The 24,806-nt window shown below is 71.2% G+C and carries 22 protein-coding genes; 18 read left to right on the forward strand and 4 right to left on the reverse strand.

What is annotated here, in order from left to right:
* Window positions 1-23: 23 nt before the first annotated feature.
* Window positions 24-896 carry a hypothetical protein gene (locus CRP49_RS26885; protein WP_179851761.1) on the reverse strand — a complete coding sequence of 291 codons (873 nt, stop codon included), beginning with the start codon at window positions 894-896 and terminating at the stop codon, window positions 24-26.
* Window positions 897-1,064: 168 nt separating this feature from the next.
* On the opposite strand from CRP49_RS26885, the gene CRP49_RS26890 reads away from it, so the two are divergent.
* The 6 genes from CRP49_RS26890 to CRP49_RS26915 all read left to right on the forward strand — a co-directional run bounded on the left by CRP49_RS26890 (window position 1,065) and on the right by CRP49_RS26915 (window position 7,963).
* On the forward strand, window positions 1,065-2,267 hold the full coding sequence (locus tag CRP49_RS26890) for an argininosuccinate synthase (RefSeq protein ID WP_097255707.1): 1,203 nt from the start codon (window positions 1,065-1,067) through the stop codon (window positions 2,265-2,267).
* Window positions 2,268-2,324: 57 nt separating this feature from the next.
* The gene (gene argH, locus CRP49_RS26895) at window positions 2,325-3,755 is read left to right on the forward strand and encodes an argininosuccinate lyase (RefSeq protein ID WP_097255708.1); all 1,431 of its coding nucleotides are present in this window, start codon (window positions 2,325-2,327) and stop codon (window positions 3,753-3,755) included.
* Window positions 3,756-3,948: 193 nt separating this feature from the next.
* A complete protein-coding gene (locus CRP49_RS26900) occupies window positions 3,949-4,776 on the forward strand; it encodes an alpha/beta fold hydrolase (RefSeq protein WP_097255709.1) in 828 nt (275 codons plus the stop codon).
* A 62-nt stretch (window positions 4,777-4,838) separates the two neighbouring features.
* Window positions 4,839-5,810, forward strand: a complete 972-nt coding sequence (locus tag CRP49_RS26905; protein ID WP_097255710.1) for an aldo/keto reductase — start codon at window positions 4,839-4,841, stop codon at window positions 5,808-5,810.
* Between the two features lie 84 nt (window positions 5,811-5,894).
* Complete coding sequence (locus tag CRP49_RS26910; protein ID WP_094216909.1) at window positions 5,895-6,443, forward strand: TetR/AcrR family transcriptional regulator; 549 nt, start codon at window positions 5,895-5,897, stop codon at window positions 6,441-6,443.
* The gene (locus CRP49_RS26915) at window positions 6,440-7,963 is read left to right on the forward strand and encodes an MFS transporter (protein ID WP_097255711.1); all 1,524 of its coding nucleotides are present in this window, start codon (window positions 6,440-6,442) and stop codon (window positions 7,961-7,963) included. Before CRP49_RS26910 ends, CRP49_RS26915 begins: the two co-directional genes overlap by 4 nt.
* Before the next feature lie 108 nt (window positions 7,964-8,071).
* Here CRP49_RS26915 and CRP49_RS26920 read toward each other — a convergent pair whose 3' ends face one another.
* Window positions 8,072-8,743 (reverse strand): 1-acyl-sn-glycerol-3-phosphate acyltransferase, encoded by a 672-nt coding sequence (locus CRP49_RS26920; RefSeq protein ID WP_097255712.1) that lies wholly within the window; start codon window positions 8,741-8,743, stop codon window positions 8,072-8,074.
* A 345-nt stretch (window positions 8,744-9,088) separates the two neighbouring features.
* On the opposite strand from CRP49_RS26920, the gene CRP49_RS26925 reads away from it, so the two are divergent.
* From CRP49_RS26925 to CRP49_RS26935, 3 genes are all read left to right on the forward strand, one after another.
* The gene (locus tag CRP49_RS26925) at window positions 9,089-10,264 is read left to right on the forward strand and encodes a glycerophosphodiester phosphodiesterase (protein ID WP_097255713.1); all 1,176 of its coding nucleotides are present in this window, start codon (window positions 9,089-9,091) and stop codon (window positions 10,262-10,264) included.
* A gap of 102 nt (window positions 10,265-10,366) precedes the next feature.
* Window positions 10,367-10,873 (forward strand): RNA polymerase sigma factor, encoded by a 507-nt coding sequence (locus CRP49_RS26930; RefSeq protein WP_097255714.1) that lies wholly within the window; start codon window positions 10,367-10,369, stop codon window positions 10,871-10,873.
* A 45-nt stretch (window positions 10,874-10,918) separates the two neighbouring features.
* Window positions 10,919-11,416, forward strand: coding sequence for a GNAT family N-acetyltransferase (locus CRP49_RS26935; RefSeq protein WP_097255715.1), 498 nt, complete (start codon window positions 10,919-10,921; stop codon window positions 11,414-11,416).
* Here the strand turns inward: CRP49_RS26935 and CRP49_RS26940 are convergent.
* Window positions 11,406-11,825: a hypothetical protein gene (locus CRP49_RS26940; RefSeq protein WP_097255716.1), complete on the reverse strand. Its 420-nt coding sequence runs from the start codon at window positions 11,823-11,825 to the stop codon at window positions 11,406-11,408. The genes CRP49_RS26935 and CRP49_RS26940 overlap by 11 nt on opposite strands.
* Before the next feature lies 1 nt (window position 11,826).
* Window positions 11,827-12,186 carry a hypothetical protein gene (locus tag CRP49_RS26945; RefSeq protein WP_094216916.1) on the reverse strand — a complete coding sequence of 120 codons (360 nt, stop codon included), beginning with the start codon at window positions 12,184-12,186 and terminating at the stop codon, window positions 11,827-11,829.
* An 86-nt stretch (window positions 12,187-12,272) separates the two neighbouring features.
* Here CRP49_RS26945 and CRP49_RS26950 point away from each other — a divergent pair, with 86 nt between their 5' ends.
* The 9 genes from CRP49_RS26950 to CRP49_RS26990 all read left to right on the forward strand — a co-directional run bounded on the left by CRP49_RS26950 (window position 12,273) and on the right by CRP49_RS26990 (window position 24,804).
* Window positions 12,273-12,923, forward strand: coding sequence for an HAD family hydrolase (locus tag CRP49_RS26950; protein WP_097255717.1), 651 nt, complete (start codon window positions 12,273-12,275; stop codon window positions 12,921-12,923).
* Between the two features lie 332 nt (window positions 12,924-13,255).
* Window positions 13,256-14,347: an ATP-binding cassette domain-containing protein gene (locus CRP49_RS26955; RefSeq protein WP_097255718.1), complete on the forward strand. Its 1,092-nt coding sequence runs from the start codon at window positions 13,256-13,258 to the stop codon at window positions 14,345-14,347.
* Complete coding sequence (locus CRP49_RS26960) at window positions 14,344-15,081, forward strand: methionine ABC transporter permease (protein WP_167444161.1); 738 nt, start codon at window positions 14,344-14,346, stop codon at window positions 15,079-15,081. The genes CRP49_RS26955 and CRP49_RS26960 overlap by 4 nt, the downstream gene beginning before the upstream one ends.
* Window positions 15,082-15,151: 70 nt before the next feature.
* Window positions 15,152-15,985: a MetQ/NlpA family ABC transporter substrate-binding protein gene (locus tag CRP49_RS26965; protein WP_097255719.1), complete on the forward strand. Its 834-nt coding sequence runs from the start codon at window positions 15,152-15,154 to the stop codon at window positions 15,983-15,985.
* 142 nt (window positions 15,986-16,127) lie between these two features.
* The gene (locus CRP49_RS26970) at window positions 16,128-16,766 is read left to right on the forward strand and encodes a GNAT family N-acetyltransferase (protein WP_097255720.1); all 639 of its coding nucleotides are present in this window, start codon (window positions 16,128-16,130) and stop codon (window positions 16,764-16,766) included.
* 136 nt (window positions 16,767-16,902) lie between these two features.
* Window positions 16,903-18,141, forward strand: a complete 1,239-nt coding sequence (gene cbiE / locus CRP49_RS26975) for a precorrin-6y C5,15-methyltransferase (decarboxylating) subunit CbiE (RefSeq protein WP_097255721.1) — start codon at window positions 16,903-16,905, stop codon at window positions 18,139-18,141.
* 344 nt (window positions 18,142-18,485) lie between these two features.
* On the forward strand, window positions 18,486-22,421 hold the full coding sequence (gene cobT, locus CRP49_RS26980) for a nicotinate-nucleotide--dimethylbenzimidazole phosphoribosyltransferase (protein ID WP_097255722.1): 3,936 nt from the start codon (window positions 18,486-18,488) through the stop codon (window positions 22,419-22,421).
* 233 nt (window positions 22,422-22,654) lie between these two features.
* Window positions 22,655-23,887, forward strand: coding sequence for a uroporphyrinogen-III C-methyltransferase (gene cobA, locus CRP49_RS26985; RefSeq protein WP_097255723.1), 1,233 nt, complete (start codon window positions 22,655-22,657; stop codon window positions 23,885-23,887).
* A gap of 98 nt (window positions 23,888-23,985) precedes the next feature.
* The gene (locus tag CRP49_RS26990) at window positions 23,986-24,804 is read left to right on the forward strand and encodes an RNA methyltransferase (RefSeq protein WP_097255724.1); all 819 of its coding nucleotides are present in this window, start codon (window positions 23,986-23,988) and stop codon (window positions 24,802-24,804) included.
* Window positions 24,805-24,806: the final 2 nt, after the last annotated feature.

Consider the following 24,806-nt stretch of genomic DNA (forward strand, 5'->3'; position numbering starts at 1 on the left):
GGCGGCCACGGCTGCCTGTCACCTCACTTGGTGAGCGTGCAGGCGGCCAGCGAGTCCAGGCCGGTCGGCTTGGCCGAGGTGCGGCCGATGGAGATGGCGATGCGGTCGATGGTGGAGACGCGCTTGTCCTTCAGCGGGCCGAGGATCGCGTTGTTGACGAAGTTCGGCCCGCCCTGGCCCACGGTGTTCTTCAGCCGTGTGTTGGCCTCCTGGATCTGCGTCTGCAGCAGGGCCAGGTTGCGGTCGACCTCGGCCTGGGCGGAGGCCGGGACGGCCGGCAGCTTGGAGGCCACGTCCGGGCAGGAGATCGTGCCCACGGCCGCGCTGCCACCCGCGGCAGCCCCGCCGCCCGACTGCTGGTTCGCCGCGGCGCTCGGGGTGGCGGTGGCGGGCGCCTGGCCGCCCCCCGCGTTCGTGCCTCCGGCGCCGCCCGTGTTCACGCCCCCGCCCGCGTTCAGGGTGCACGGCGCCAGCGCGTCCAGCCCCGTCGGCTTGGTCCCCTTGCGGCCGATGGAGATGGCGATGCGGTCGATGGTGGAGACGCGCTTGTCCTTCAGCGGGCCGAGGATCGCGTTGTTGACGAAGTTCGGCCCGCCCTGGCCCACGGTGTTCTTCAGCCGTGTGTTGGCCTCCTGGATCTGCGTCTGCAGCAGGGCCAGGTTGCGGTCGACCTCGGCCTGGGCGGAGGCCGGAATCGCGGGCAGCTTCGACTTCACGTCGGGGCAGGTGATCGTGCCGGGGCTCGCGAGGGTGCGGGCGCTTGCGGCGCCGTCGCTCTTGGCGGGCGTCCCGGCGAGGGCCGAACCGGCGATCACCGCGCCGGAGAGCACCACGGCGGCAGCGCCGCCGATGATCGCCACGCGACGCTTGTTGTACTTCGGAAGTGCCCTGGACATGCGACTGCCTCACTTGGGTCAGGAGTGGGTTGTGATCAACGCGGCGCCAGCGTTCGGTGGGAAGTACGAGAAAGCGGTTTCAGTTGTTCAAGGGTTCCGAGAATTGACGAGTCATGCAGTGGTCTGCATACTCATGCATGTCAGCAAGTGCAGTGTGAGGAGAAACCCGTGACCGAGCGCGTCGTACTCGCCTATTCGGGCGGTCTGGACACCTCCGTCGCCATCGGCTGGATCGCCGAGGAGACGGGCGCCGAGGTCATCGCCGTCGCGGTGGACGTCGGCCAGGGCGGCGAGGACCTGGACGTCATCCGCAAGCGCGCCCTCGCCTGCGGTGCCGTCGAGGCCGAGGTCGCCGACGCCAGGGACGAGTTCGCCGACGAGTACTGCCTCCCGGCGATCAAGGCCAACGCCCTCTACATGGACCGCTACCCGCTGGTCTCCGCACTCTCCCGGCCGACGATCGTCAAGCACCTGGTCGCCGCCGCCCAGAAGCACGGCGCCACCACGGTCGCCCACGGCTGCACCGGCAAGGGCAACGACCAGGTCCGCTTCGAGGCCGGCATCGTCGCCCTCGCCCCCGACCTGAAGTGCATCGCCCCGGTCCGCGACTACGCGATGACCCGGGACAAGGCGATCGCCTTCTGCGAGGAGAAGCAGCTCCCGATCGCCACCACCAAGAAGTCCCCGTACTCCATCGACCAGAACGTCTTCGGGCGCGCGGTCGAGACGGGCTTCCTGGAGGACATCTGGAACGCCCCGATCGAGGACATCTACGAGTACACGCAGAACCCGGCCGTGGCGCGCGAGGCCGACGAGGTGATCATCACCTTCAAGGAGGGCGTCCCGGTCGCGATCGACGGCAAGCCCGTCACCGTCCTGCAGGCCATCCAGCAGCTCAACGAGCGCGCCGGCGCCCAGGGCATCGGCCGGATCGACATGGTCGAGGACCGGCTGGTCGGCATCAAGTCCCGCGAGGTGTACGAGGCTCCGGGCGCGATCGCCCTGATCACCGCCCACCAGGAGCTGGAGAGCGTCACCGTCGAGCGCGAGCTGGCCCGCTACAAGCGGCAGGTCGAGCAGCGCTGGGGCGAGCTGGTCTACGACGGCCAGTGGTTCTCCCCGCTCAAGCGCGCCCTGGAGGGCTTCATCAACGAGGCCAACCAGCACGTCTCCGGCGACATCCGGATGACCCTGCACGGCGGCCGCGCGGTGGTCACCGGCCGGCGCTCGGACTCGTCCCTGTACGACTTCAACCTCGCCACCTACGACACCGGCGACACCTTCGACCAGGCCGCGGCCAAGGGCTTCATCGACATCTACAGCCTGTCGTCGAAGATCGCGGCGCGCCGTGATCTTGCAGGCGGAGCCTGACCTAGACCTCGCACAGGCAGCCAACGCACATTCCGTAACTCTCTAGGAGCAGCGCAAGTGAGCAGCAACAGCGGTGACGTACGGCTCTGGGGCGGCCGTTTCGCCGACGGTCCCGCCGAGGCCCTGGCGAAGCTGTCCGCGTCCGTCCACTTCGACTGGCGGCTCGCGCCCTACGACATCGCCGGTTCACGCGCCCACGCGCGCGTGCTGCACAAGGCGGGGCTGCTCTCCGAGGACGAGCTGACCCGCATGATCGCCGGGCTCGACCAGCTGGAAGCGGACGTGGCCGACGGCTCCTTCGTCGGCACCATCGCCGACGAGGACGTCCACACCGCCCTGGAGCGGGGCCTGCTGGAGCGGCTCGGCCCCGACCTCGGCGGCAAGCTGCGCGCCGGCCGGTCGAGGAACGACCAGGTGGCGACCCTCTTCCGGATGTACCTGCGGGACCACGCCCGGATCATCGGCGGCCTGATCGCCGACCTCCAGGACGCGCTGATCGGCCTGGCCGAGGCCCACCCGGACGTGGCCATGCCCGGCCGCACCCACCTCCAGCACGCCCAGCCGGTGCTCTTCGCCCACCACGTCCTGGCGCACGTCCAGTCCCTGTCCCGGGACGCCGAGCGGCTGCGCCAGTGGGACGAGCGGACGGCCGTGTCGCCGTACGGCTCCGGCGCCCTCGCGGGCTCCTCCCTCGGCCTGGACCCGGAGGCGGTCGCCAAGGACCTCGGCTTCGAGCACGGCAGCGTCGGCAACTCCATCGACGGCACGGCCTCCCGTGACTTCGTCGCCGAGTTCGCCTTCATCACCGCGATGATCGGCGTCAACCTCTCCCGGATCTCCGAGGAGATCATCATCTGGAACACGAAGGAGTTCTCCTTCGTGACCCTGCACGACGCGTTCTCCACGGGTTCGTCGATCATGCCGCAGAAGAAGAACCCCGACATCGCCGAGCTGGCGCGCGGCAAGTCGGGCCGCCTGATCGGCAACCTGACCGGTCTCATGGCCACCCTCAAGGCCCTCCCGCTGGCGTACAACCGCGACCTGCAGGAGGACAAGGAGCCGGTCTTCGACTCCATCGACCAGCTGGAGGTCCTGCTCCCGGCCTTCACCGGCATGATGGCGACGCTCACCGTGCACCGCGAGCGCATGGAGGAGCTGGCCCCGGCCGGCTTCTCGCTCGCCACCGACATCGCCGAGTGGCTGGTCAAGCAGGGTGTGCCGTTCCGCGTGGCCCACGAGGTCGCGGGGGGGTGCGTGAAGGTCGCGGAGGCCGACGGCAAGGAGCTGGACGAGCTGACCGACGAGCAGTTCGCGAAGATCTCCGCCCACCTGACCCCCGACGTCCGCACGGTCCTCAACGTCCCCGGTGCCCTCGCCTCCCGCGACGGCCGCGGCGGCACGGCACCCAGCGCGGTCGCCGTCCAGCTCACCGAGGTCAAGGCGGACGTGGCGGCCCAGCACGAGTGGGCGACGGCCAAGCAGGGCTGAGCACCCGCAGCAGAACAGAAAGGGCCCGGACACCCCGTCCGGGCCCTTCGTGCTGCCCGGACCGTTCGATAACGGATGGGATTCGGCCACTGTCCAAAACCTTGACGCTCGTATACCCGGAGGTAACTATTCCGGTTACTGGTTCGGCATTGCCGAACGCCGGTCGATCACAGTCGAGCATGAAAGGGACGTCATGCGCGCGAGACGTACACGACAGACAGCCCGCCTCCTCGCCGTCAGCGCGGTGGCCGCGCTCTGCGCTCTGGGCCTCACGGCCCCCGCGAGCGCAGCCGACACCCCGCCACCCGGCGCCAACGACTGGTCCTGCAAGCCGGACTCCGCTCACCCGCAGCCCGTGGTCCTGGTCAACGGCACCTTCAAGACCTCGTACGAGAACTGGCTGACCCTCTCGCCCGCGCTCGCGCAAGCCGGCTACTGCGTCTTCTCCTTCGAGTACGGCGACCTGGAAACCGCCCCGATCCCGGACTCGGCGGCCGAACTGCGCGACTTCGTGAACGCCGTGCTCGGCGCGACCGGCGCCAAGAAGGTCGACATCGTCGGCCACAGCCAGGGCGGCATGATGCCCCGCTACTACGTGAAGTTCCTCGGCGGCGCGACCAAGGTCGACGACCTCGTCGGCATCGTGCCCTCCAACCACGGCACCTCCAACCCGCTCGCCCTCGCCGCCGGCGCCACCGTGTGCCCTTCCTGCGTCGACCAGACCGCGGGCTCGGACTTCCTGAAGAAGCTCAACTCGGACCCGGAGACCCCGGTGGGCCCGGACTACACGGCGATCGCCACCCGCTACGACGAGGTCGTGCTGCCGTACACCAGCGCCTTCCTCGACGGCCCGGCCGCCCAGGTGACCAACGTGCTGCTCCAGGACCGCTGCCCGCTCGACATCACCGAACACGACCAGGCGCCCAAGTCCCCACTGGTGGAGCAGTGGGTGCTCAACGCCCTGGGGCGGAAGGGGCCGGCCGACCCCGCCTTCGTGCCACGCTGCGTCAGCACGGGCTGAACCGCGCCGGGCTGGGTAGATTGGTGCGGAATCAGCCTCCGCCGATCGTGCAGGGAGTTCGCATGCCGTTCAGCCGCCTGGCCGCCGCGACCACACCCACCGCGCACATCGGACTCGGCCTGGCCGCCGTCGGCCGTCCGGGCTACATCAACCTCGGCCGGGAGGACGACCTCCCGGCCGAGCGCACCGTGGACGCCCTGCGCGCCCGCACCCATGAGCTGCTCGACGCCGCCTACGCCCAGGGCGTGCGCTACTTCGACGTCGCCCGCTCCTACGGCCGCTCCGAGGAGTTCCTCGCCGACTGGCTGAACGCCCGCCCGGACATCGACGACGTGGTAGTCGGCAGCAAGTGGGGCTACACCTACACCGCCGGCTGGTCCACCGACGCCGAGCAGCACGAGGTGAAGGACCACAGCCTGGCGACGTACGAGCGCCAGCGCGCCGAGACCGACGCGCTCCTCGGCGACCGGCTCGACCTCTACCAGATCCACTCGGTGACCCCGGACAGCCCGGCCCTCACCGACAAGGAACTCCACGCCAGACTCGCCGAGGCCGCGGCCGAGGGCCTGAGCATCGGCTTCTCCACCAGCGGTCCCGCCCAGGCCGACGCGATCCGCGCCGCCCTCGCCGTGCGCGTTGACGACGAGCCCCTCTTCCGTACCGTCCAGTCGACGTACAACGCCCTCGAGACCTCGGCCGGGCCCGCGCTCGCCGAGGCGCACGACGCCGGACTGACCGTGATCATCAAGGAGGGCATGGCCAACGGCCGGCTCGCCGCACCGCACGCCCCGGACGTGCTGAAGGCCGTGGCCGAGGAGACCGACCTCGGCTGCGACGCCGTCGCCCTCGCGCTGATCCTGCGCCGGCCCTGGGTGGGTGTCGTCCTCTCCGGCGCCGCGACCGTCACCCAGCTCGCCTCCAACCTCCACGCCCCCGTCGTGGACCTGGACGCGGACCAGCTCACCCGCCTCGCCACGCTGGTGGAGGACCCGGGCGCCTACTGGGAGCGGCGCGGCTCGCTGCCCTGGCACTGACCGATCACCTGCTCTGACCAGCGCCTATGAGTCACGCATGCCTAATGTGAGACAAGGATGTCTCACATGGGCTACTCTTGTCTCATGGCCCTGGATCGTGACCACGTGCTGCGCAGCGCAGCCGCCCTGCTGACCCGTAAGTCCACGGCGACCATGGACGAGGTCGCCAAGGCCGCCGGGATCAGCCGGGCCACGCTGCACCGCCACTTCGCCGGGCGTGACGCGCTCGTACGGGCGCTGGAGGCGCTCGGCATCGCGGAGTGCGAGGCGGCGCTGGACCGTGCCCGGCTGGACGAGGGGTCCGCGAGCGAAGCCGTACGCAGGATGGTCCGCGAGATCCAGCCCGCAGCGGGGCTGCTCGCCTTCCTGTACGGAGAGAACCAGCTCTGGGAAGCCGACGGGGACCCCGGCTGGCTGCGGCTCGACACGCGGATCGGCGCGGTGTTCGTGCGCGGTCAGCAGAGCGGCGAGTTCCGCATCGATCTCACCCCGGTCTGGCTCACCGAGGCGCTGTACGGCCTCATCGCCTCGTGTGCCTGGGCCATGCACGACGGCCGGGTCGCCCCCAAGGACTTCACCCACATGATCGCCGAGCTGTTGCTCGGCGGCGCACTACGGAGAGAGGAATCATGACCAGCACCCTGCAGCCGGCTCGCTCGGCGGAGGCGGAGAAGCGCCCGGGCCGCTGGCTCGCGCTCTCCGTCCTCGTCCTGGCCGTGCTGCTGGTGGCCGTCGACGCCACCGTCCTCGGCCTCGCGACCCCCTACATCAGCGAAGACCTCAACCCCTCCGGCACCCAGCTCCTGTGGATCGGTGACGTCTACTCCTTCGTCATCGCCGGTCTGCTGGTCTCCATGGGCAGCCTCGGCGACCGCATCGGCCGCAAGCGGATCCTGCTGGTCGGCGCCACGGCGTTCGGCGCGATATCCGTCCTGAACGCCTACGCGACGACCCCCGAACTCATGATCCTGGCGCGGGCCCTGCTCGGAGTCGCGGGTGCGACCCTGATGCCCGCCACCCTCGCTCTGATCCGCAACCTCTTCCACGACGCGCGCGAGCGCAGCCTCGCCGTCGGCATCTGGGGCGCCACGGCTTCCGCCGGCACGGCGGTCGGTCCCATCGCCGGCGGATTCCTGCTCGAACACTTCTGGTGGGGCTCGGTCTTCCTCATCAACCTGCCGGTGATGGCGGTCCTGGTCCTCGTCGGCATCCGCACCCTGCCCGAGTCCCGTAACCCGAACCCCGGCCCCTGGGACCTGATCAGCGTCGTCCTGTCGCTCGTCGGCATGATCGCCCTGGTCTACGCGGTCAAGGAGGCCGCCACCCACGGCTTCACCTGGCCCACGCTCGCCGCGGCCCTGCTGGGGGCGACGGCCCTCTACGGCTTCGTGCACCGCCAGCTCACCATGCCGACCCCGCTGCTGGACATGCGCCTGTTCCGGCGCCGTGGCTTCAGCGGAGCGGTCCTCGCCGACCTGCTGACCGTGCTGGGCATGTCCGGCCTGGTGTTCTTCCTCTCCCAGTACCTGCAACTCGTCCAGGGCAGGAGCCCCTTCGAGGCGGGCCTGGCCGAACTGCCCGCCGCCGTCGGCGCGGTGGCGGCCGGCCTGGTCGCGGGCCGCGCGGCCCGCCGCTTCTCGGTACGGTCCGTGGTCTCGGTCGGTCTGGCCGCCGTGGGCGTCGCCCTCGCCGTCCTCACGACGGTGGGCCAGTCGACGGGCTACCCGGTCCTCGGCGCCGCGCTCCTGGTCGTCGGCATCGGCGCCGGCTTCTCCTTCACGGTGACGGCCGACGTGATCCTCTCCAGCGTGCCCAAGGACCAGGCGGGCGCCGCCTCCGCGGTCTCCGAGACGGCCTACGAACTGGGCGCGGCCCTCGGCATCGCCCTGCTCGGCTCGATCGTCACCGGCGTCTACCGCGACTTCACGGGCCCGACCGGAACCCCGGCAGCGGCCCACGAGTCACTGGGAGCGGCGGTGCAGGCCTCGACGAACATGCCCCCGCACACGGCGGAGGCCCTGCTCACAGCGGCCCGCGAATCCTTCGTCCACGGCCTGCAGCTGGCCTCCGGCGCGGGAGCAGCGGTCCTGCTGACAACGGCGGCGGCAGCATGGTTCCTGCTGAAGGGACAGAAACTGGAAAGCGCCGGTTAAGGCGAGTACCTCAGGGGCGCGGGGCTGTATCGATATGCGGCTCCGCCGCGTGGGCGCGATCAGCCCCCACGCACCCGCACTCGAAAACCGGCCGAACCGCCAGCAGCGCTACGCGGCCTTGGCCTTGGTCGCGTACATGTCCACGTACTCCTGCCCAGAAAGCCGCATAACCTCAGCCATCACAGAATCGGTCACAGCCCGCAGCACATACCGATCCCGATCCATCCCCTCGTACCGAGAGAACTCCATCGCCTCGCCGAAGCGAACGGTGACCTTCCCGGGCCGCGGAATCCCCTTACCCCCCGGCTGCAACTTGTCCGTGCCGATCATCGCGAACGGAACCACCGGGGCGCCGGTCATCAGCGTCAGCCGCGCGATACCGGTGCGCCCCCGGTACAGCCGCCCGTCGGGCGACCGCGTGCCCTCGGGGTAGATGCCGAACACCTTGCCCTCTTCGAGGATCCGCCGCCCGGTCATCAGCGCGGCAACACCCCCGTTGGCCCCGTCCCGGTCCACCGGGATCATGCCGACGCCGGTGAAGAACCACGCCATCAGCCGGCCCTTGAGGCTCTTGCCGGTGACGTACTCGTCCTTGCCGATGAAGTACACCTGCCGCTTGGTGACCAGCGGCAGCACCAGCGAGTCGATGAAGGTCAGGTGGTTGCCGGCCAGGATGACCGGCCCGTCCCCGGGGATGTGCTCCGCGCCCTCCACCTGTGGGCGGAACATCAGGCGCATGATCGGTCCGAGCACTGCCTTGATGAGCGCGAAGCGGGACAACGGGTCCTCCGATGTCGAGGGAAGCGATATGTGTCTGTGCAGGTGAGGACATTACTCGCGGCCCAGGGGGAAGCGCACATCGGGTGCGTCCGGTTCACCGAGGTCTTACGCACTGTTGACACTGGTTTACCTGCGGTGACGCCCCGGTGTCCGTCAGTAACGTACGGCGACAGTGTGACGGAGGTCGCGCGGAACGCGTGCAGCCGACGCCGACGGTCCGTCATGTCCCGCCTCGCACACGACAGACGGCGTCACCCGTGTGTTCGAACCGAGGTCTCCCGTCGGTCATGTGTACGCCCCTACGATCGGCGCGCACTGAAGCGGCAGGACGGCAGGAGGGCGCTCATGGACAGCGACCAGACGAACGGGCAGACGCAGGGAACGGGACGGCGGGCGCTTCTCGGCGCAGCCGTGCTCGGCGCGGGCGGAGCGGTCCTCGGACTGTCCGGAACCGCCCGGGCGGCCGACGCCCGGACGGCCGGGTATGGCGGGCGCGGGCTGAAGAGCCTGCCGGTGCCGACGATCATCGGCCACCGGGGTGCCAGCGGCTACCGCCCCGAGCACACCTTCGGCTCGTACAACCTGGCCCTCGACCTCGGCGCCGACGTCGTCGAGGCGGGCGACCTGGTGCCCACCAAGGACGGACACCTCGTCTGCCGGCACGAGCCCGAGATCGGCGGCACCACGGATGTCGCCGCGCATCCCGAGTTCGCCGACCGCAAGACCACCAAGGTCCTCGACGGCGTCCCCACCACGGGCTGGTTCACCGAGGACTTCACCCTCGCCGAGCTGAAGACGCTGCGCGCGGTCGAGCGCATCCCGGCCAACCGCCCGCACAACACCCTCTACAACGGGCGCTGGGAGATCCCCACGTTCGAAGAGGTCCTGAAGTGGCAGGACGAGCAGACCCGCAAGCGCGGCAAGCAGGTCTGGATCTACCCCGAGACCAAGCACCCCACGTACTTCCGCAAGCTGGGCCTGGGCCTGGAGGAGCGGGTGGCGAAGCTGCTGCGCAAGTACGGCAAGGACAACCGGAACTCGCCGGTCATCCTGCAGTCCTTCGAGCCCAGCAGCATCCAGAAGCTGAACCAGCTGGTGGACAACCCGCTCGTCGTCCTGCTCTCCTCGGCGAGCAGCCGCCCCTACGACTTCGTCGAGGCGGGCGACCCGCGCACGGTCGCCGACCTGATCACGCCCAAGGGCCTCAGGGAGATCGCCGGCTACGCGCAGGGCATCGGCCCGACGCTGGACCTGATCATCCCGAAGAACCCCGACGGGACCCTGGCCCAGCCGACCACGCTCGTCTCCGACGCGCACAAGGTCGGTCTGATCCTGCACCCCTACACCATGCGCAACGAGAACCCGTTCCTCCCGGCGGAGTACCGCAAGGGCAGCGCGGCGGACGCCTACGGTGACGTCTTCGGCGCCTTCAAGACGTACTTCGCGACCGGCATCGACGGCGTCTTCACGGACAACGCCGACACCGGTGTGCTGGCCCGCGCCGACTTCCTGGCCGGCTGAGTCGCGCCGCCCGCGTCAACACCAAGGTCGTACCGCACCCCTTTAGGGGTGACTCCGCGCCGCCCCGGAAACCTGCCGCCGGGGCGGCGCGTCGTTCCGCATATGACGCACGAGCTGGTAACCACCCTGCGCCCGCTGCTCACCGCCGAGGCCTCCGCCGAGGCATATGCCGCCGGAAGCGAGCCGGGCGATCTGGAGCAGGCCGTCTGGCTCCGTCTCCTGGAGCGTCTGGAGACCACCGGGCCGCCGCTCGACCCGCAGGGCTGGCTGCGCAAGGCGGTCCGCGCCGAGGCCCGCCGCAGCCGTCGCACCACCCGGCTCGAACGGCCGTACGGCACCGAGCCGGCCGACGACGCCCGCTCCGACCCCGAGCAACTGGTGCTCACGGCCGCCCGGTACCGCGCCCTGCGCGACGCGGTCCGCCGTCTGCCCGGACGCTGCCCCAGCCTGATCGAGGCGCTGCTCTCTCCGAGGGACCTGACATACCGGGAGATCGCGGGGGAGTTGGGTATCTCACAGGGCAGTCTCGGACCGGAACGTTCCAGATGTCTGGGATGTCTGCGTCGTTTGCTCGCGCCGGAGGTTGCGGCCCGCGAAGTGCGGGGATAGGAGTGAGGGACCACAGGCGATCAGGTGAGCGGGAGGCGTGCGCACATGGGCATGAGCGTGACCATCTCGGTGGCGACCGAGCAGGACACGGAGCAGATCTTCAAGCTCCAGTACCTGTGCTTCCAGAGCGAGGCGGCGCTGTACGGCAACTACCGCATCGACCCGCTCGTCCAGAGTCTCGACTCGGTCCGCGAGGAGGTCGCCGCCGACTGTGTGTTCGTCGCCCGTCTCGGTGACGAGGTGGTCGGCGCGGTGCGCGGCAAGGTCACCGAGGACGGCGCCGCCGCCATCGGCAAGCTCTGCGTCCACCCGCGCCTCCAGGGCCACGGCATCGGCGCGAGGCTGCTGCGCGCGGCCGAAGCGGCACTGGCGGAGGAGCGGGGCGCCACCAGGTTCCGCCTCCACACCGGCCACCGCAGCGAGGGCAACCTCCGCCTGTACCGCCGCTCCGGCTACGAGACGGTGGGCAGGTCCAAGGGTGCGGACGGCGTGGAGATGATCGTCCTGGAGAAGCCGGCCGGGACGTACGCGACTACGGCGTGACGGTGTTCCGTGCCTTCCTCAGCCAGTACATGGCCGAGAGCGGCAGCAGCACCGGAATGAAGATGTAGCCCATCCCGTAGTCCGACCACACGGTCGCGTCGGGGAAGGCCGAGCGGTCCACCAGGGTCCAGGTACCCACGATCAGCACGCCCGCGAGTTCGGCGGCGCAGCACACCAGCGCCGCCCTGCGGGCCGTTTCGCCACCACGGATCAGGGTGTACGTGATGAAGCCGTACACCACACCCGCCACCGCCGACAGCGAGTACGCCAGCGGGGCCCGGCCGAAGTCCGTCGCGATCTGGTACGCCGAGCGCGACACCGCCCCGACCACCATCACGCCGTAGAACCAGACGAGCAGCATCCCCGGCCCGCTGATCAGCCGGGTCGGCTTCTCCTCCACCGCCGTCATCTCAGCCTCCCCAGATGTCGTAGAGCCGTACCTCGAGCACGGCCAGCACCACGCCGCCCGCCGCCACCGTCACCGAGCCCCAGCGCGTCCGCTCGGCCAGGGACATGAAGCCCGCCGCCGGCACGCACGCGAACGCGCCCAGCAGATACGCCACGAAGATGGTCGTGCCCTGGTCCGGCTTCTCGCCCCGGGCCAGCTGCACGATCCCGACCACCAGCTGGACCACGGCCAGCAGCGACACCACGGCCATGCCGATGAAGTGCCAGTCCTTGGTCGGCTGGTCCCGGTACGCGGCCCAGCCGCACCAGGCGGCGAGCAGCAGCGCGGCGACCCCGGTCACCAGCGTCAGGGCATTGAGCATGCGGTGACCTTATTACGGCGTAAACGGCCCGCCGCCGCCGACCCCGTCGTACACCAAGGGGTCTAGACCACCGTAGGGTCTAGGTCATGACGATCCACGCGCACGCCCTCCTGTTCGACAACGACGGCACCCTCGTCTCCTCCCTCGACTCCGTCGAGCGCTGCTGGACGCGCTGGGCGCGCGAGTACGGGATCACGGCCGAGGAGTTCGGACGGGTGGAGCTGCACGGACGGCCGGCCGCCGAGATAGTCGCCGATCTGCTGCCCGCCCACCTCGTGCCGGAGGCCGTCGCCCGGGTCGAACAGCTGGAGGTGGAGGACGTGCCCGACGGGGGCGTGCACCTGCTGCCCGGGACGCGGGACTTCCTCGACTCGCTCCCCGCCGACCGCTGGGCCGTCGTCACCTCCGCCACCCGGCGGCTCGCCGAGGTCCGCCTCGACGCCGTCGGCATCCTGCCCAAGACGCTGATCGCCGCCGACGACATCACCCGCGGCAAGCCCGACCCCGAGCCCTACCTGCTCGCCGCCCGGCAGCTCGGCGTGGACCCGGCCCGCTGTGTCGTCTTCGAGGACGCCCCCGCCGGACTCCAGGCGGGCCGCGCGGCCGGCATGACCACCGTGGCGTTGGCCACAACCCACCGGGCCGAGGAGCTGGACGCCGACCTGGTGGTGAAGGACCTGTCGGCCCTGTCCGCACTGGTCACCGACGGGGGAGTGGAGATCTCCGTTCGCGACTGAGAACTGTCCGCCGCTGTCCAGCATGCGGACAGCGGCGGCCTGTCAGCACCGTAGGTCTGGTTTACTGATCGCATGACCACGACGAGCTGCCGCACCCTTGCGACCGAGGCGACCCTGACGCCCGGTGCTCGTTGTATGTGTCGCATGATGTGCCGAATGTGCGCCTTCTAGAGGGCCCCCGCACCATCTGAGCCTCGCGCCCCGAAGCGAGAGCCGTGGCCTGTCCCGCGCCGGATCCCCGGCCCGCGTGACTGCCGCCCCGCGCACACGACGTTCTCCCCGGTTCACCGCCTCAGCGAGAACTGTGCCGCGTCCCTGAACGAATGCAACGAATGCACCCGTGCCCGGGCACACCCACGCCCGCGCACTCGACAGTGACGGAAACCCCAGTGATCACCACTTCGGGCCTGACCAAGGTCTACCGCTCCCGCGGCCGCGAGGTCACCGCCCTCGACGGCGTCGATCTCCACGTCCGCGAAGGCGAGGTCTACGGCGTCATCGGCCAGTCCGGCGCCGGAAAGTCCTCGCTCATCCGCTGCGTCAACCTGCTCGAGCGTCCGACCTCCGGGACGGTCAGTGTCGACGGACAGGACCTCACCGCGCTCGCCGGACACGGCCCCCGCGCCGGCAAGGAGCTGCGCCGGGCACGCAGCCGGATCGGCATGGTCTTCCAGCACTTCAACCTGCTCTCCTCGCGGACCGTGCAGGACAACATCGAGCTGCCGCTGGAGATCCTCGGCAGGTCGGGCAAGGAGCGCTCCCGCAAGGCGCTCGAACTCCTCGACCTGGTAGGCCTCGCCGACAAGGCCAAGGCCTACCCCGCCCAGCTCTCCGGTGGCCAGAAGCAGCGCGTCGGCATCGCCCGCGCCCTCGCCGGCGACCCCAAGGTGCTGCTCTCCGACGAGGCCACCAGCGCCCTCGACCCGGAGACCACCCGCTCCATCCTCCAGCTGCTGCGTGACCTGAACCGGCAGCTGGGCCTGACCGTCCTGCTCATCACGCACGAGATGGACGTCGTGAAGTCCGTCTGCGACTCCGCCGCCCTCATGGAGCAGGGCAGGATCGTGGAGTCCGGCACGGTCAGCGAGCTGCTGGCCACCCCCGGCTCCGAGCTGGCCTCCGCCCTGTTCCCGGTGGGCGGCGAGGCCACCGGCGCCGACCGGACCGTCCTCGACGTCACCTTCCACGGCGAGGCCGCCACCCAGCCGGTCATCTCCCAGCTCTCGCGCACCTACAACATCGACATCTCGATCCTCGGCGCCGCCATCGACACCGTCGGCGGACTCCAGATCGGCCGCATGCGCATCGAACTGCCCGGCCGCTACGAGGAGAACGTGGTGCCCATCGGCTTCCTGCGCGAGCAGGGCCTGCAGATCGACGTCGTGGGCCAGGAGCCCGTGCTGGTGAAGGAAGGTGCCAAGTGACCTGGTCCGAGATGCAGCCGCTGCTGTCCCAGGCGTGTAGCGAGACGTTCTCCATGGTGGCCTGGTCCACCCTGATCGCCGTAGCCGCCGGCCTTCCGCTCGGCATCCTCCTCGTCCTCACCGACCGGGGCGGCCTGCTGCAGAACGTCGTCGCCAACAAGGTGATCGGCCAGGTCGTGAACGTCGGCCGGTCGATGCCGTTCATCATCCTGATGGTCGCGCTGATGAGCTTCACCCGCTGGCTCACCGGCACGACGATCGGCACCACCGCCGCCATCGTGCCGCTCGCCATCGGCGGTATCCCGTTCTTCGCCCGCCTGGTCGAGACGGCCGTCCGCGAAGTGGACAACGGTCTCGTCGAGGCCGTGCAGGCCATGGGCGGCAACTCCTGGACCATCGTCCGCAAGGTCCTGGTCCCCGAGGCGCTGCCCTCGCTGATCGCCAGCACGACCACCACGATCATCGCCCTGATCGGCTACTCCGCCATGGCCGGCACGGTCGGCGGCGGCGGCCTCGGCGACCTCGCCGTCCGCTACGGCTACCAGCGCTTCGAGACCGAGCTGATGTGGATCACCGTCGCGATCCTCGCCGTCGTCATCTCCCTCATCCAGTTCGCCGGCGACTACGCGGCCCGCTCGCTGCACCACCGCGGCGCCCGCTCCGGCCCCGCTCCCAAGCTGCGCCTGCTGAAGGCTGAGGAGCCCGAGGCCGCCGACATCGCCAAGGTCGCCTGAGCACCCCACCCCAAAGACTCCCCGTACACCCATCACGGGGTCGCACCACCCTTAAGGAAAGGCACTTTTCGTGCGTAACACCGCCAAGCTCACCACCGCCGTCCTCGCCGCCGGAGCCCTCACCTTCGGGCTCACCGCCTGCGGCTCGGAGAAGGCCTCCGCCGGCTCGTCCGACTACAGCGGACCGCTGGTCGTCGCCGCCAGCCCGACCCCGCACGCCGAGATCCTGAACTTCGTCAAGAAGAACCTGGCGAAGAAGGCGGGCCTCGACCTCGAGGTCAAGGAGTTCACCGACTACATCACGCCGAACACGGCGACCGAGGACGGCTCGGTCGGTGCCAACTACTTCCAGAACCAGCCGTACCTGGACGACTTCAACAAGAAGCGCGGCACCCACATCGTGCCCGTCGTCACGGTGCACCTGGAGCCGCTCGGCCTCTACTCCCACAAGGTGAAGAGCGTCGACGCCCTCAAGAGCGGTGCGACCATCGCCGTCCCGAACGACTCCGTCAACGAGGCCCGCGCCCTGAAGCTGCTCGCCGCCAACGGGCTCATCACGCTCAAGGACGGCGCCGGCACCGAGGCGACCCCGCAGGACATCGCCAAGAACCCCAAGAACCTCAAGTTCAAGGAGGTCGAGGCGCCCCAGACCGCGCGCTCCCTCGAGGACGTGGACGCGGCCGTGATCAACGGCAACTTCGCCATCTCCGCGGGCATCAAGCCCGCCAAGGAGGCCCTGGTCCTGGAGTCCGCGAAGAACAGCCCCTACGGCAACTTCCTCGCCGTGAAGAAGGGCAACGAGAAGGACCCGCGAGTGAAGAAGCTCGCGAAGCTCCTCACCTCGCCCGAGGTCAAGAAGTTCATCGAGGACAAGTACCAGGGCTCGGTCATCCCCTCTTTCTGACGGGGCGTATACCGCGTATCGCCACGCACGGGGTCCACTCCCTCACTGGGGGTGGACCCTGTCGTGTCGTTCAGTGGTTTCATGCTGCATGCTGGGCAGTTCAGCAGGCCCCGAAGGTTTTCCGAAGGTTACGGAGTGGCGCATGACTAGCACCTTCCCCAACATCTCCATCAGCACGGAGCGGTTGGTGCTGCGTCCCCTCGACGAGGACGACGTGCCCGCCCTGGCCGAGATGATGAACGACGAGCAGGTCGCCGCCTGGACCGACGTCCCCCAGCCGTTCACCGCGGACGGTGCCCGGCACTGGATCACCGAGTACGCGCCCGCCGAGCGCACCGCGGGCCGCGGTCTGGACCTCGCCGTCACCGAGTTCCTCACCCAGCGCCTGGTCGGCATCGTCCAGCTGACCAAGACCAACTGGCACATCCGCTCCACCGAGCTGTCGTACATCATCGCCCCCTGGGCCCGCGGCGAGGGCTACGCCTCCGAGGCCGCCCTCGCCACCGCCCAATGGCTCCTCGGCGACCAGAAGTTCGAGCGCATCGAGATCCGTACCGCCGCCGACAACACCGCCTCCCAGCAGGTGGCCCAGAAGATCGGCTGCATCAGCGAGGGCGTGCTGCGCAACGCCTGCATAGTCCACGTCCGGACCGAGGACGGGTCCTGGACCGACGTACGCACCGACTTCATCGTGTGGAGCCTCCTCCCGGAGGACCTGGAGGGCGCCGACGGGCAGTTCGCCGACACCGGCGGTTTCACCTCCTACTCCGACTGGAACTGAGCCCGGCGAGGCACGACCGGATCCGCGCCCGGCCCCGCCGCACCGCGCGTCCGCTACCTTCACCGGGTACTCTCACGGAGCCCACCCACGGGCCCCGTACCCCTGACGAGCTGCGAAAACCTGGAGACTGACGACGATGGCCGACCGCGTCACGGTGATCGGCTGGGACGGCTCGCCGCTGACCGACACGGCACGCGCCGCCCTCGGCGCCGCCACGCTCGTCGCAGGCGCGGCCCACCACCTGGCGCTCTCCGAGGTCCCGCCCACCGCCGAGCGCATCCGCCTCGGCAGCCTCGCGCTGGCCGCCCGCCGCATCGCCGCCCACCGCGGTACCGCGGTCGTGCTCGCCGACGGCGACCCCGGCTTCTTCGGCGTCGTACGGACCCTGCGCGCACCGGAGTTCGGCCTGGAGGTCGAGGTCGTCCCCGCCGTCTCCGCCGTGGCCGCAGCCTTCGCCCGCGCCGGCATGCCCTGGGACGACGCCCAGGTGGTCGTCGCCCACCCGCGCACCCTGCGCCGGGCCGTGAACGTCTGCCGCGCCCACACCAAGGTCGCCGTCCTCACCTCACCGGGCGCCGGCCCCGCCGAGCTGGGTCTGCTCATGGACGGGATCCACCGGACCTTCGTCATCTGCGAGGAGCTGGGCACCGAACGCGAGCAGGTCTCCGTCGTCACCTCCGACAAGGCCCCCGACCACACCTGGCGCGACCCGAACGTCGTCATCGTCATCGGGGGCCCGGCCGGGGTCGCCGAGGGCGGCGGCTGGATCGCCGGGCGTGACCCGGGTGCCGGCCCGCGCGGCTGGGTGCAGCCGGACCACGAATACGGCGCGTACGACGAGTACGGCGCGTACGGCGGCGGCCTCGGCGAAGGGGAGACCCAGCTGCTCCGGGCCGCCCAACTCGCCCGGCTCGGCCCCCGGGTCGGCGACCTCGTCTGGGACATCGGCTGCGGCAGCGGCGCCTTCGCCACCGAGGCCGCACGCGCCGGAGCCGCCGTCATCGCCGTCGACCGGCAACCCGACGCCTGCGCCCGGACCGAGGCGGCCGCCCGCCGCTTCGGCGTCCAGCTCCAGGTGGTGCAGGGCACCGCCCCGCATGTCCTCGAAAACCTGCCCGAACCGGACGTCGTACGGGTCGGCGGCGGGGGAGCGGCCGTCGTCTCCGCGGTCGCCGACCGGCGTCCACAGCGCATCGTGACCCACGCGGCCACCCGCGACGAGGCCGAACTCGTCGGCCGCGGCCTGACCGAACACGGATACCGGGTCGAGTGCGCCCTGCTCCAGTCCGTCGAACTCGACACGAGGGCCTGGACGGAGACCGAGCGGAACGTCGCGTTCCTGCTCAGCGGGGTACTGCCCGATCGCGCCCCGTGATCCTGTTGTCGTACTGCGCGCGGTAGGCTGGCCGATCGTTGTACCGCACCGGTGGCCCGGAACTTCGTTCGCCAATGTCCGGAAAGCGCGCCCGTTTTGGGGTGGGTGTGGTACGGCAGAACCCGAGGACGCGCAACGTGGCGCAGTCCACAGCGGGCTGTCGCGGATCATGCTGTCGCGACGGCTGAACGGCCGGGACAATGCCACTGAATGGCTTTGTCGCCTTTTTGGGCGGGTCGTTCGTGCCGCTGGGCACGCACGCTCGTTCTTCACTACGGGGCGGTCGGTGCGCCGTTCCGGGTGAGCTGGTCGTAGAAGCACTAACCGATGGGCGAGGGGTACGCATGACCGACACCGGCCAGGTCCCGGCCGAGGGGCAGCCGGAGAGCGCAGGCATGGTGGAGCAGCCGGGCGTCCCCGCGCACGGCGCGTACACCTACCTCTCCGAGGAACCCGCCGAGGACGAAGACCTGCTGCTGCCGGGTGCCCAGGGGGCGTGGGGCAACGAAGTGCAGCCGCCCGCCCCGGAACCGGTCGTCGAGGCCGTCCACCAGCCGGGCCCGCACGAGACGGCCGGCCGGGACAGTGGCTCCGTCGACCTCGGTGGCGTCCGGCTGCCGAATCCGGCGCCGGCGTCCGTACCGCCGTCGCCCATCCTCTCGGCCCCGCACGACCCGGCGGCGGCACCCCAGCCGCGCCGGCCGCTGCACCTCGGTCCGCCGATCCCCGACGCCTCCGCCAGCCCGGTCCGCTCCCTCGCCGACCGCGGGCCCGCCGGAGCGCCGGTACGGCAGCCGGGACCGGCCCCGGCCGGGCCCGAGTACCTCGACGTCCAGCCGCTGCGCGACATGGCCCCGCAGAACGCGGCCCCCTGGGGTGCCGCGCCGGTCGCCGTGGCCCAGGTCGGCATGGAGGCCCCGGCTGCCGAAACGGTTAGTCCGGCCGCGGCCCCGCAGCCCGTCGCCGAGGCGACGCCCGACCCCGCCCAGGCCACGATGACCCGCCTGGCCACCCAGGCGGCCGCGCAGGCTCCGGGCGAGGAGGTCCAGACGCAGGCCGTGCACGGCCATGACGGGGTGCAGCCTGTGCACGGTCACGATGGGGTGTACGTCCCCCAGGGGGACCTGGGGCAGGGCCCCGAGGGGGTCCAGGTCCAGGTCCAGGCTCCGGTGGACGCCGTGAGTGCAGCCGCTGTCGATGCCGCTGGTGGCGGAGTCGCCGACGACGGGGTCGTACCGGTGACGCCCGAGGTCGGTGAAGCGGTCCAGGCCGCTGAGGCCACGGCGGGCGCGGAGACCGGCCAGGTGGCTGCTGCTTCGGACGTGGTGGACGTGGTGGAGCAGGGTGCTCCGGTTCAGGTGACGCAGGGCGAGGCCGTATCGGTCCAGGGGCCGGTCGCGGATGCGGCGGAGGTCGCGGAGGCCGTTCAGGTGCCCGAGCCCGTCCAGGTGCCCGAGCCTGTCCAGCAGACCGAGGTCGTCCAGCAGGCCGAGCCCGTTCAGCCCGTTGAGGGTGTGCAGATCGCCGAGGCCGTGCAGCCCGAGGTTCCCTCAGGTGCGGATGTGACGGCCGAGGTTGCCGAGGCCGCTCCGGCACAGGCTGTTGCGGAGGAGGCCGCCGCCGTCGTCGTGGCTCAGGGCGTCGCCGAAGTCGCCGAGACCGTTCCGGTCCAGCCCGACCCGCAGGCCTCCGGCATCGTCGAGGCCCAGCCCGTCGCCGTCCCCGACCCGGCCGCCGAGGTCCCGGCCCCGGTCGAACCGGCGCAGGCGCCCGAGTCCGCGCCCGCTGCCGAGCTGGTGCCGACGCTCGAGCCCGTGCCCGCTGCCGAGCCGGTGCCGACGCCGGAGTCGGTGCAGGTGCCCGAACCGGCACAGACCCCGGAGTCCGTCGCCCCGGCGCAGGACGCCGTGCAGCCGCCGCTTGCCGGTGAAGGCACCCCCGCGGCCACCGAGGCGCCCGAGCCCGCCCTTCTGCAGGCCCAGGGCCCGCAGCTCGCGGGTCCCGTCCCCCAGGACGGCGATGCCGTGACCGCCCCGCAGCAGCCGCAGCCTCCGGCGCAGGACGCCGTCGACCCGGCCGCGGCGACGCCGACCCCGGCCGACGGCTCCGCCGTACTCGCCGGCCCGCAGCTCCAGCCCGCCGAGCCCGCCCCCGCACCGGCCGCCGCCGAGGCGGAGCCCGCCGCGCCGGAGGGCGTTCCCGGGCAGCCGGTGCCCGCTGCCGCCGCCGACCCGCTCCCGTCCGGGGTCCCGCTGCAGCCGCACCCCGAGCAGCCCCTCGGGCAGTTCGTGCCGGTCGAGGGCCAGGTGCCGACCACCCCGCACCTGGCGCCGACCCCACCGCACCCCCTCGCCCTGCCCGCCCAGGAGCAGCAGGAGCCCGTCGCCACGGTCCCCGCGCCGCGCGAGGCCGAGCCCGCCGCCGGACCGGCCGCACCGGACGACGAGCACGCCCCCGATGTCGTACAGCACGCGGAGGACCTGGAGACCAGGGCCGCCGACCAGGAAGAGAGCACGGCCGCAGTGGAAGAGGCAGGACAGTCCACCGGACCGGCCGCTCCGGCCTACGACGACGCCGAGCGCGAGGCCGTCCTGAAGGTGATGCGCGAACGGCGCGACATCCGCAACGGCTTCCGCGGCGACCCGATCCCGCACGAGGTGCTGCTGCGCGTCCTGGAGGCGGCTCACACGGCGCCCTCCGTGGGCCACTCGCAGCCCTGGGACTTCGTCGTCATCCGGTCCGCCGACACCCGGCGCACCATGCACGAACTGGCCATGCGACAGCGTGACGCGTACGCCAAGTCGCTGCCCAAGGGCCGGGCCAAGCAGTTCAAGGAACTGAAGATCGAGGCCATCCTCGACACCCCGGTGAACATCGTCGTCACCGCGGACCCGACCCGCGGCGGCCGCCACACCCTCGGCCGGCACACCCAGCCGCAGATGGCGCCGTACTCCTCCGCGCTCGCGGTCGAGAACCTCTGGCTCGCCGCGCGCGCCGAAGGCCTCGGCGTCGGCTGGGTCAGCTTCTTCGACGAGCGGGAGATGGTCCGCGCGCTCGGCCTGCCCGAACACCTGGAGGTCGTCGCCTACCTGTGCGTCGGGTACGTCGACGAGTTCCCGGACGAGCCCGAGCTGATGCAGGCCGGCTGGTCCAAGCGCCGCCCGCTGTCCTGGGTGGTGCACGAGGAGACGTACGGCCGCCGCGCCCTGCCCGGAGAGGAACCCCACGACCTGCTTGCCGAGACCGTCGCACAGATCCGCCCGCTGGACGCCAAGGCGCTCGGCGAGGCCTGGGAGCGCCAGAAGCGCATGACCAAGCCGGCCGGCGCGCTCGGCATGCTGGAGATCATCTCCGCGCAGCTGTCGGGCCTGTCCCGGCAGTGCCCGCCGCCGATCCCGGAGCCCGCGGCCGTCGCCATCTTCGCCGGTGACCACGGCGTGCACGCCCAGGGCGTCACCCCCTGGCCGCAGGAGGTCACCGCCCAGATGGTGGCCAACTTCCTCGGCGGGGGAGCGGTCTGCAACGCCTTCGCCAACCAGGTGGGCGCCGAGGTCTGCGTCGTGGACGTGGGCGTGGTCGCCGACCTGCCCGCCACCCCGGGCCTCCTGCCCCGCAAGATCCGCGGCGGCACGTCCGACATGACCACCGGCCCCGCGATGACCCGCGAGGAGGCCAAGGCGGCCATCGAGGTGGGCATCGAGACCGCCCGCGACCTGGTGGCGGCGGGGAACAAGGCGCTGCTCACCGGTGAGATGGGCATCGCCAACACGACGGCGTCCGCCGCGCTCATCTCCGTCTTCACGGGTGCCGACCCGGCCGAGGTCACCGGCCGTGGCACCGGCATCAACGACGAGACCCTCGCCCGCAAGACCGAGGTCGTCCGCCGCGCGCTCGAAGTCCACCAGCCGGACCCGGCCGACCCCATCGGCGTCCTCGCGGCCATCGGCGGCTTCGAACACGCGGCGATGGTCGGCCTGCTCCTGGGCGGTGCCTCCCTGCGTACCCCGGTGATCCTCGACGGCGTCAGCGCCGGCGCCGCGGCGCTCGTCGCCCGCGCCATCGCCCCCGAGGTGCTCGCGGCCTGCATCGCCGGCCACCGCAGCGCCGAGCCCGGCCACGTCGCCGCCCTCAACAAGCTGGGCCTGCGCCCCCTGGTCGACCTCGACCTCCGCCTCGGCGAGGGCACCGGCGCCCTCCTCGCCCTGCCCCTGGTCCAGAGCACAGCGAGGGCCATGCACGAGGTGGCCACGTTCGATTCGGCGGGGGTCACCGAGAAGTAGGGCTGGGGGCGGCTCCGGGTTCCCTTTCAACTCGTTGGTGGTGGTGGGCAGTCGTTCCGCTGGGGTCCCCCCAGGCCGTTCAGGCACTGGGGGAGGAACGGGTGGGCACAACCACCCACAGCCGCGCACCCGGCGACGCTGACCAGCCACCGGACACCTGAGCCGCCCTTCCCTGCACCAACGTAAAATCCGCACGTCAGGGCCACCGCAAGCCGCAAGAGGAGCCGTCCCTCATGGCCGAACACCCCGCCTACCCCGTAGGCCTCCGCCTCTCCGGCCGCCGAGTGGTCGTCCTCGGCGGCGGCCAGGTCGCCCAGCGCCGCCTCCCCGCCCTGATCGCGGCGGGCGCGGACATCCTCCTCGTGTCCCCCGAGGCGACCCCCTCCGTGGAGGCGATGGCGGACGCGGGCGAGATCACCTGGGAGCGGCGCCCCTACGCGGACGGCGACCTCGCGGCTGCCTGGTACGCCCTCATCGCCACCAGCGACCCCGCGGCCAACACCGCCGCCTCCGCCGAAGCGGAGCGCCACCGCGTCTGGTGCGTCCGTTCCGACGACGCCGACCGGGCGACGGCCTGGACCCCGGCGACCGGCCACAGCGAGGGCGTCACGATCGCCGTCCTCACCACGGAAGCCAAGGGCCGCGACCCCCGCCACACCGCCGCCATCCGCGACGCGGTGGTGGAGGGCCTGCGCGACGGCACCTTGGTGGCGCCCCATCACCGCACCCGCACCCCCGGCGTGGCCCTGGTCGGCGGCGGCCCCGGCGACCCGGACCTCATCACCGTCCGCGGCCGCCGCCTGCTCGCCGAGGCCGACGTCGTCATCGCGGACCGGCTCGGCCCGCGCGACCTGCTCGCCGAACTCCCGCCGCACGTCGAGGTCATCGACGCCGCGAAGATCCCGTACGGCCGCTACATGGCCCAGGAGGCCATCAACAACGCGCTGATCGAGCACGCCAAGCAGGGCAAGTCCGTGGTACGGCTCAAGGGCGGCGACCCGTTCGTCTTCGGCCGGGGCATGGAGGAGGTCCAGGCGCTCGCCGAGGTCGGCATCCCGTGCACGGTCGTGCCGGGCATCTCCAGCTCGATCTCCGTCCCGGGAGCGGCCGGCATCCCGGTCACCCACCGCGGCGTCGCCCATGAGTTCACCGTGGTCAGCGGCCATGTCGCCCCCGACGACGAGCGTTCCCTGGTCGACTGGCCGTCGCTGGCCAAGCTGACCGGCACGCTCGTGATCCTCATGGGCGTCGACAAGATCGGGAAGATCGCCGAGACGCTCGTCGCGCACGGCAAGTCGCCCGAGACCCCCGTCGCCCTCGTCCAGGAGGGCACGACGGCCGCCCAGCGCCGCGTGGACGCGACCCTCGCCACGGTCGCCGAGACCGTACGTGCCGAGGACGTGAAGCCCCCGGCGGTCATCGTCATCGGCGAGGTCGTGAACGTCGGCCCGGAGCCCGCGGCTTGATGCGTTTGCCCTTGCCGGCGGAGCCGGCGCGTAACCCGGGGTAACACAACCCGTTCCCAGCCGTTGGCACCACACGTAGGACAAGGCAGTATCACCCTGTGGCCGATCTCATCACCGTTGAGGATCCCGACGACCCGCGCCTGCGCGACTACACGGGCCTGACCGACGTCGAACTGCGCCGCAAGCGCGAGCCGGCCGAGGGCCTGTTCATCGCCGAGGGCGAGAAGGTCATCAGAAGGGCCAAGGAAGCCGGCTACGAGATGCGCTCCATGCTGCTCTCGGCCAAGTGGATCGACGTCATGCGTGACGTCATCGACGAACTCCCGGCCCCCGTGTACGCGGTCAGCCCGGAACTCGCCGAGCAGGTCACCGGCTACCACGTGCACCGCGGCGCCCTCGCCTCCATGCAGCGCAAGCCGCTGCCGACGGCGGCGGAGCTGCTCCGCTCCGCCCGCCGGGTGGTGGTCATGGAGTCGGTCAACGACCACACCAACATCGGCGCGATCTTCCGTTCGGCGGCCGCCCTCGGCATGGACGCGGTGCTGCTGTCGCCCGACTGCGCCGACCCGCTGTACCGCCGTAGCGTCAAGGTCTCCATGGGCGCGGTGTTCTCCGTGCCGTACGCCCGTCTGGAGACCTGGCCCAAGGGCCTGGAGTCGGTCCGCGAGGCGGGCTTCACCCTCCTCGCGCTCACCCCGGACGAGAAGGCCAGGCCCCTCGACGAGGCCGCCCCGCACCGGATGGACCGGGTGGCCCTGATGCTCGGCGCCGAGGGCGACGGCCTGTCCACCCAGGCCCTGGTCGCCGCCGACGAATGGGTGCGCATCCCCATGTCCCACGGGGTCGACTCGCTCAACGTGGGCGCGGCGGCCGCGGTGGCCTTCTACGCGGTGGCCTCGGGACGGCCGGGCGCCTGAGC

It is taken from the genome of Streptomyces sp. Ag109_G2-15, assembly GCF_900215565.1.
Taxonomy (GTDB): Bacteria; Actinomycetota; Actinomycetes; order Streptomycetales; family Streptomycetaceae; genus Streptomyces; species Streptomyces diastatochromogenes.

What these genes read in the sequence shown, in the direction of transcription:
- CRP49_RS26915 (WP_097255711.1), top strand. Translation starts at nt 6,440, where the DNA reads ATGACCAGCACCCTGCAGCCGGCTCGCTCGGCGGAGGCGGAGAAGCGC.
- CRP49_RS26955 (WP_097255718.1), top strand. Translation starts at nt 13,256, where the DNA reads ATGCACCCGTGCCCGGGCACACCCACGCCCGCGCACTCGACAGTGACG.
- CRP49_RS26905 (WP_097255710.1), top strand. Translation starts at nt 4,839, where the DNA reads ATGCCGTTCAGCCGCCTGGCCGCCGCGACCACACCCACCGCGCACATC.
- CRP49_RS26900 (WP_097255709.1), top strand. Translation starts at nt 3,949, where the DNA reads ATGCGCGCGAGACGTACACGACAGACAGCCCGCCTCCTCGCCGTCAGC.
- CRP49_RS26940 (WP_097255716.1), bottom strand. Translation starts at nt 11,825, where the DNA reads ATGACGGCGGTGGAGGAGAAGCCGACCCGGCTGATCAGCGGGCCGGGG.
- CRP49_RS26935 (WP_097255715.1), top strand. Translation starts at nt 10,919, where the DNA reads ATGGGCATGAGCGTGACCATCTCGGTGGCGACCGAGCAGGACACGGAG.
- cobA (WP_097255723.1), top strand. Translation starts at nt 22,655, where the DNA reads ATGGCCGAACACCCCGCCTACCCCGTAGGCCTCCGCCTCTCCGGCCGC.
- CRP49_RS26970 (WP_097255720.1), top strand. Translation starts at nt 16,128, where the DNA reads ATGACTAGCACCTTCCCCAACATCTCCATCAGCACGGAGCGGTTGGTG.
- CRP49_RS26945 (WP_094216916.1), bottom strand. Translation starts at nt 12,186, where the DNA reads ATGCTCAATGCCCTGACGCTGGTGACCGGGGTCGCCGCGCTGCTGCTC.
- CRP49_RS26950 (WP_097255717.1), top strand. Translation starts at nt 12,273, where the DNA reads ATGACGATCCACGCGCACGCCCTCCTGTTCGACAACGACGGCACCCTC.
- cobT (WP_097255722.1), top strand. Translation starts at nt 18,486, where the DNA reads ATGACCGACACCGGCCAGGTCCCGGCCGAGGGGCAGCCGGAGAGCGCA.
- cbiE (WP_097255721.1), top strand. Translation starts at nt 16,903, where the DNA reads ATGGCCGACCGCGTCACGGTGATCGGCTGGGACGGCTCGCCGCTGACC.
- CRP49_RS26930 (WP_097255714.1), top strand. Translation starts at nt 10,367, where the DNA reads ATGACGCACGAGCTGGTAACCACCCTGCGCCCGCTGCTCACCGCCGAG.
- CRP49_RS26885 (WP_179851761.1), bottom strand. Translation starts at nt 896, where the DNA reads ATGTCCAGGGCACTTCCGAAGTACAACAAGCGTCGCGTGGCGATCATC.
- CRP49_RS26925 (WP_097255713.1), top strand. Translation starts at nt 9,089, where the DNA reads ATGGACAGCGACCAGACGAACGGGCAGACGCAGGGAACGGGACGGCGG.
- CRP49_RS26910 (WP_094216909.1), top strand. Translation starts at nt 5,895, where the DNA reads ATGGCCCTGGATCGTGACCACGTGCTGCGCAGCGCAGCCGCCCTGCTG.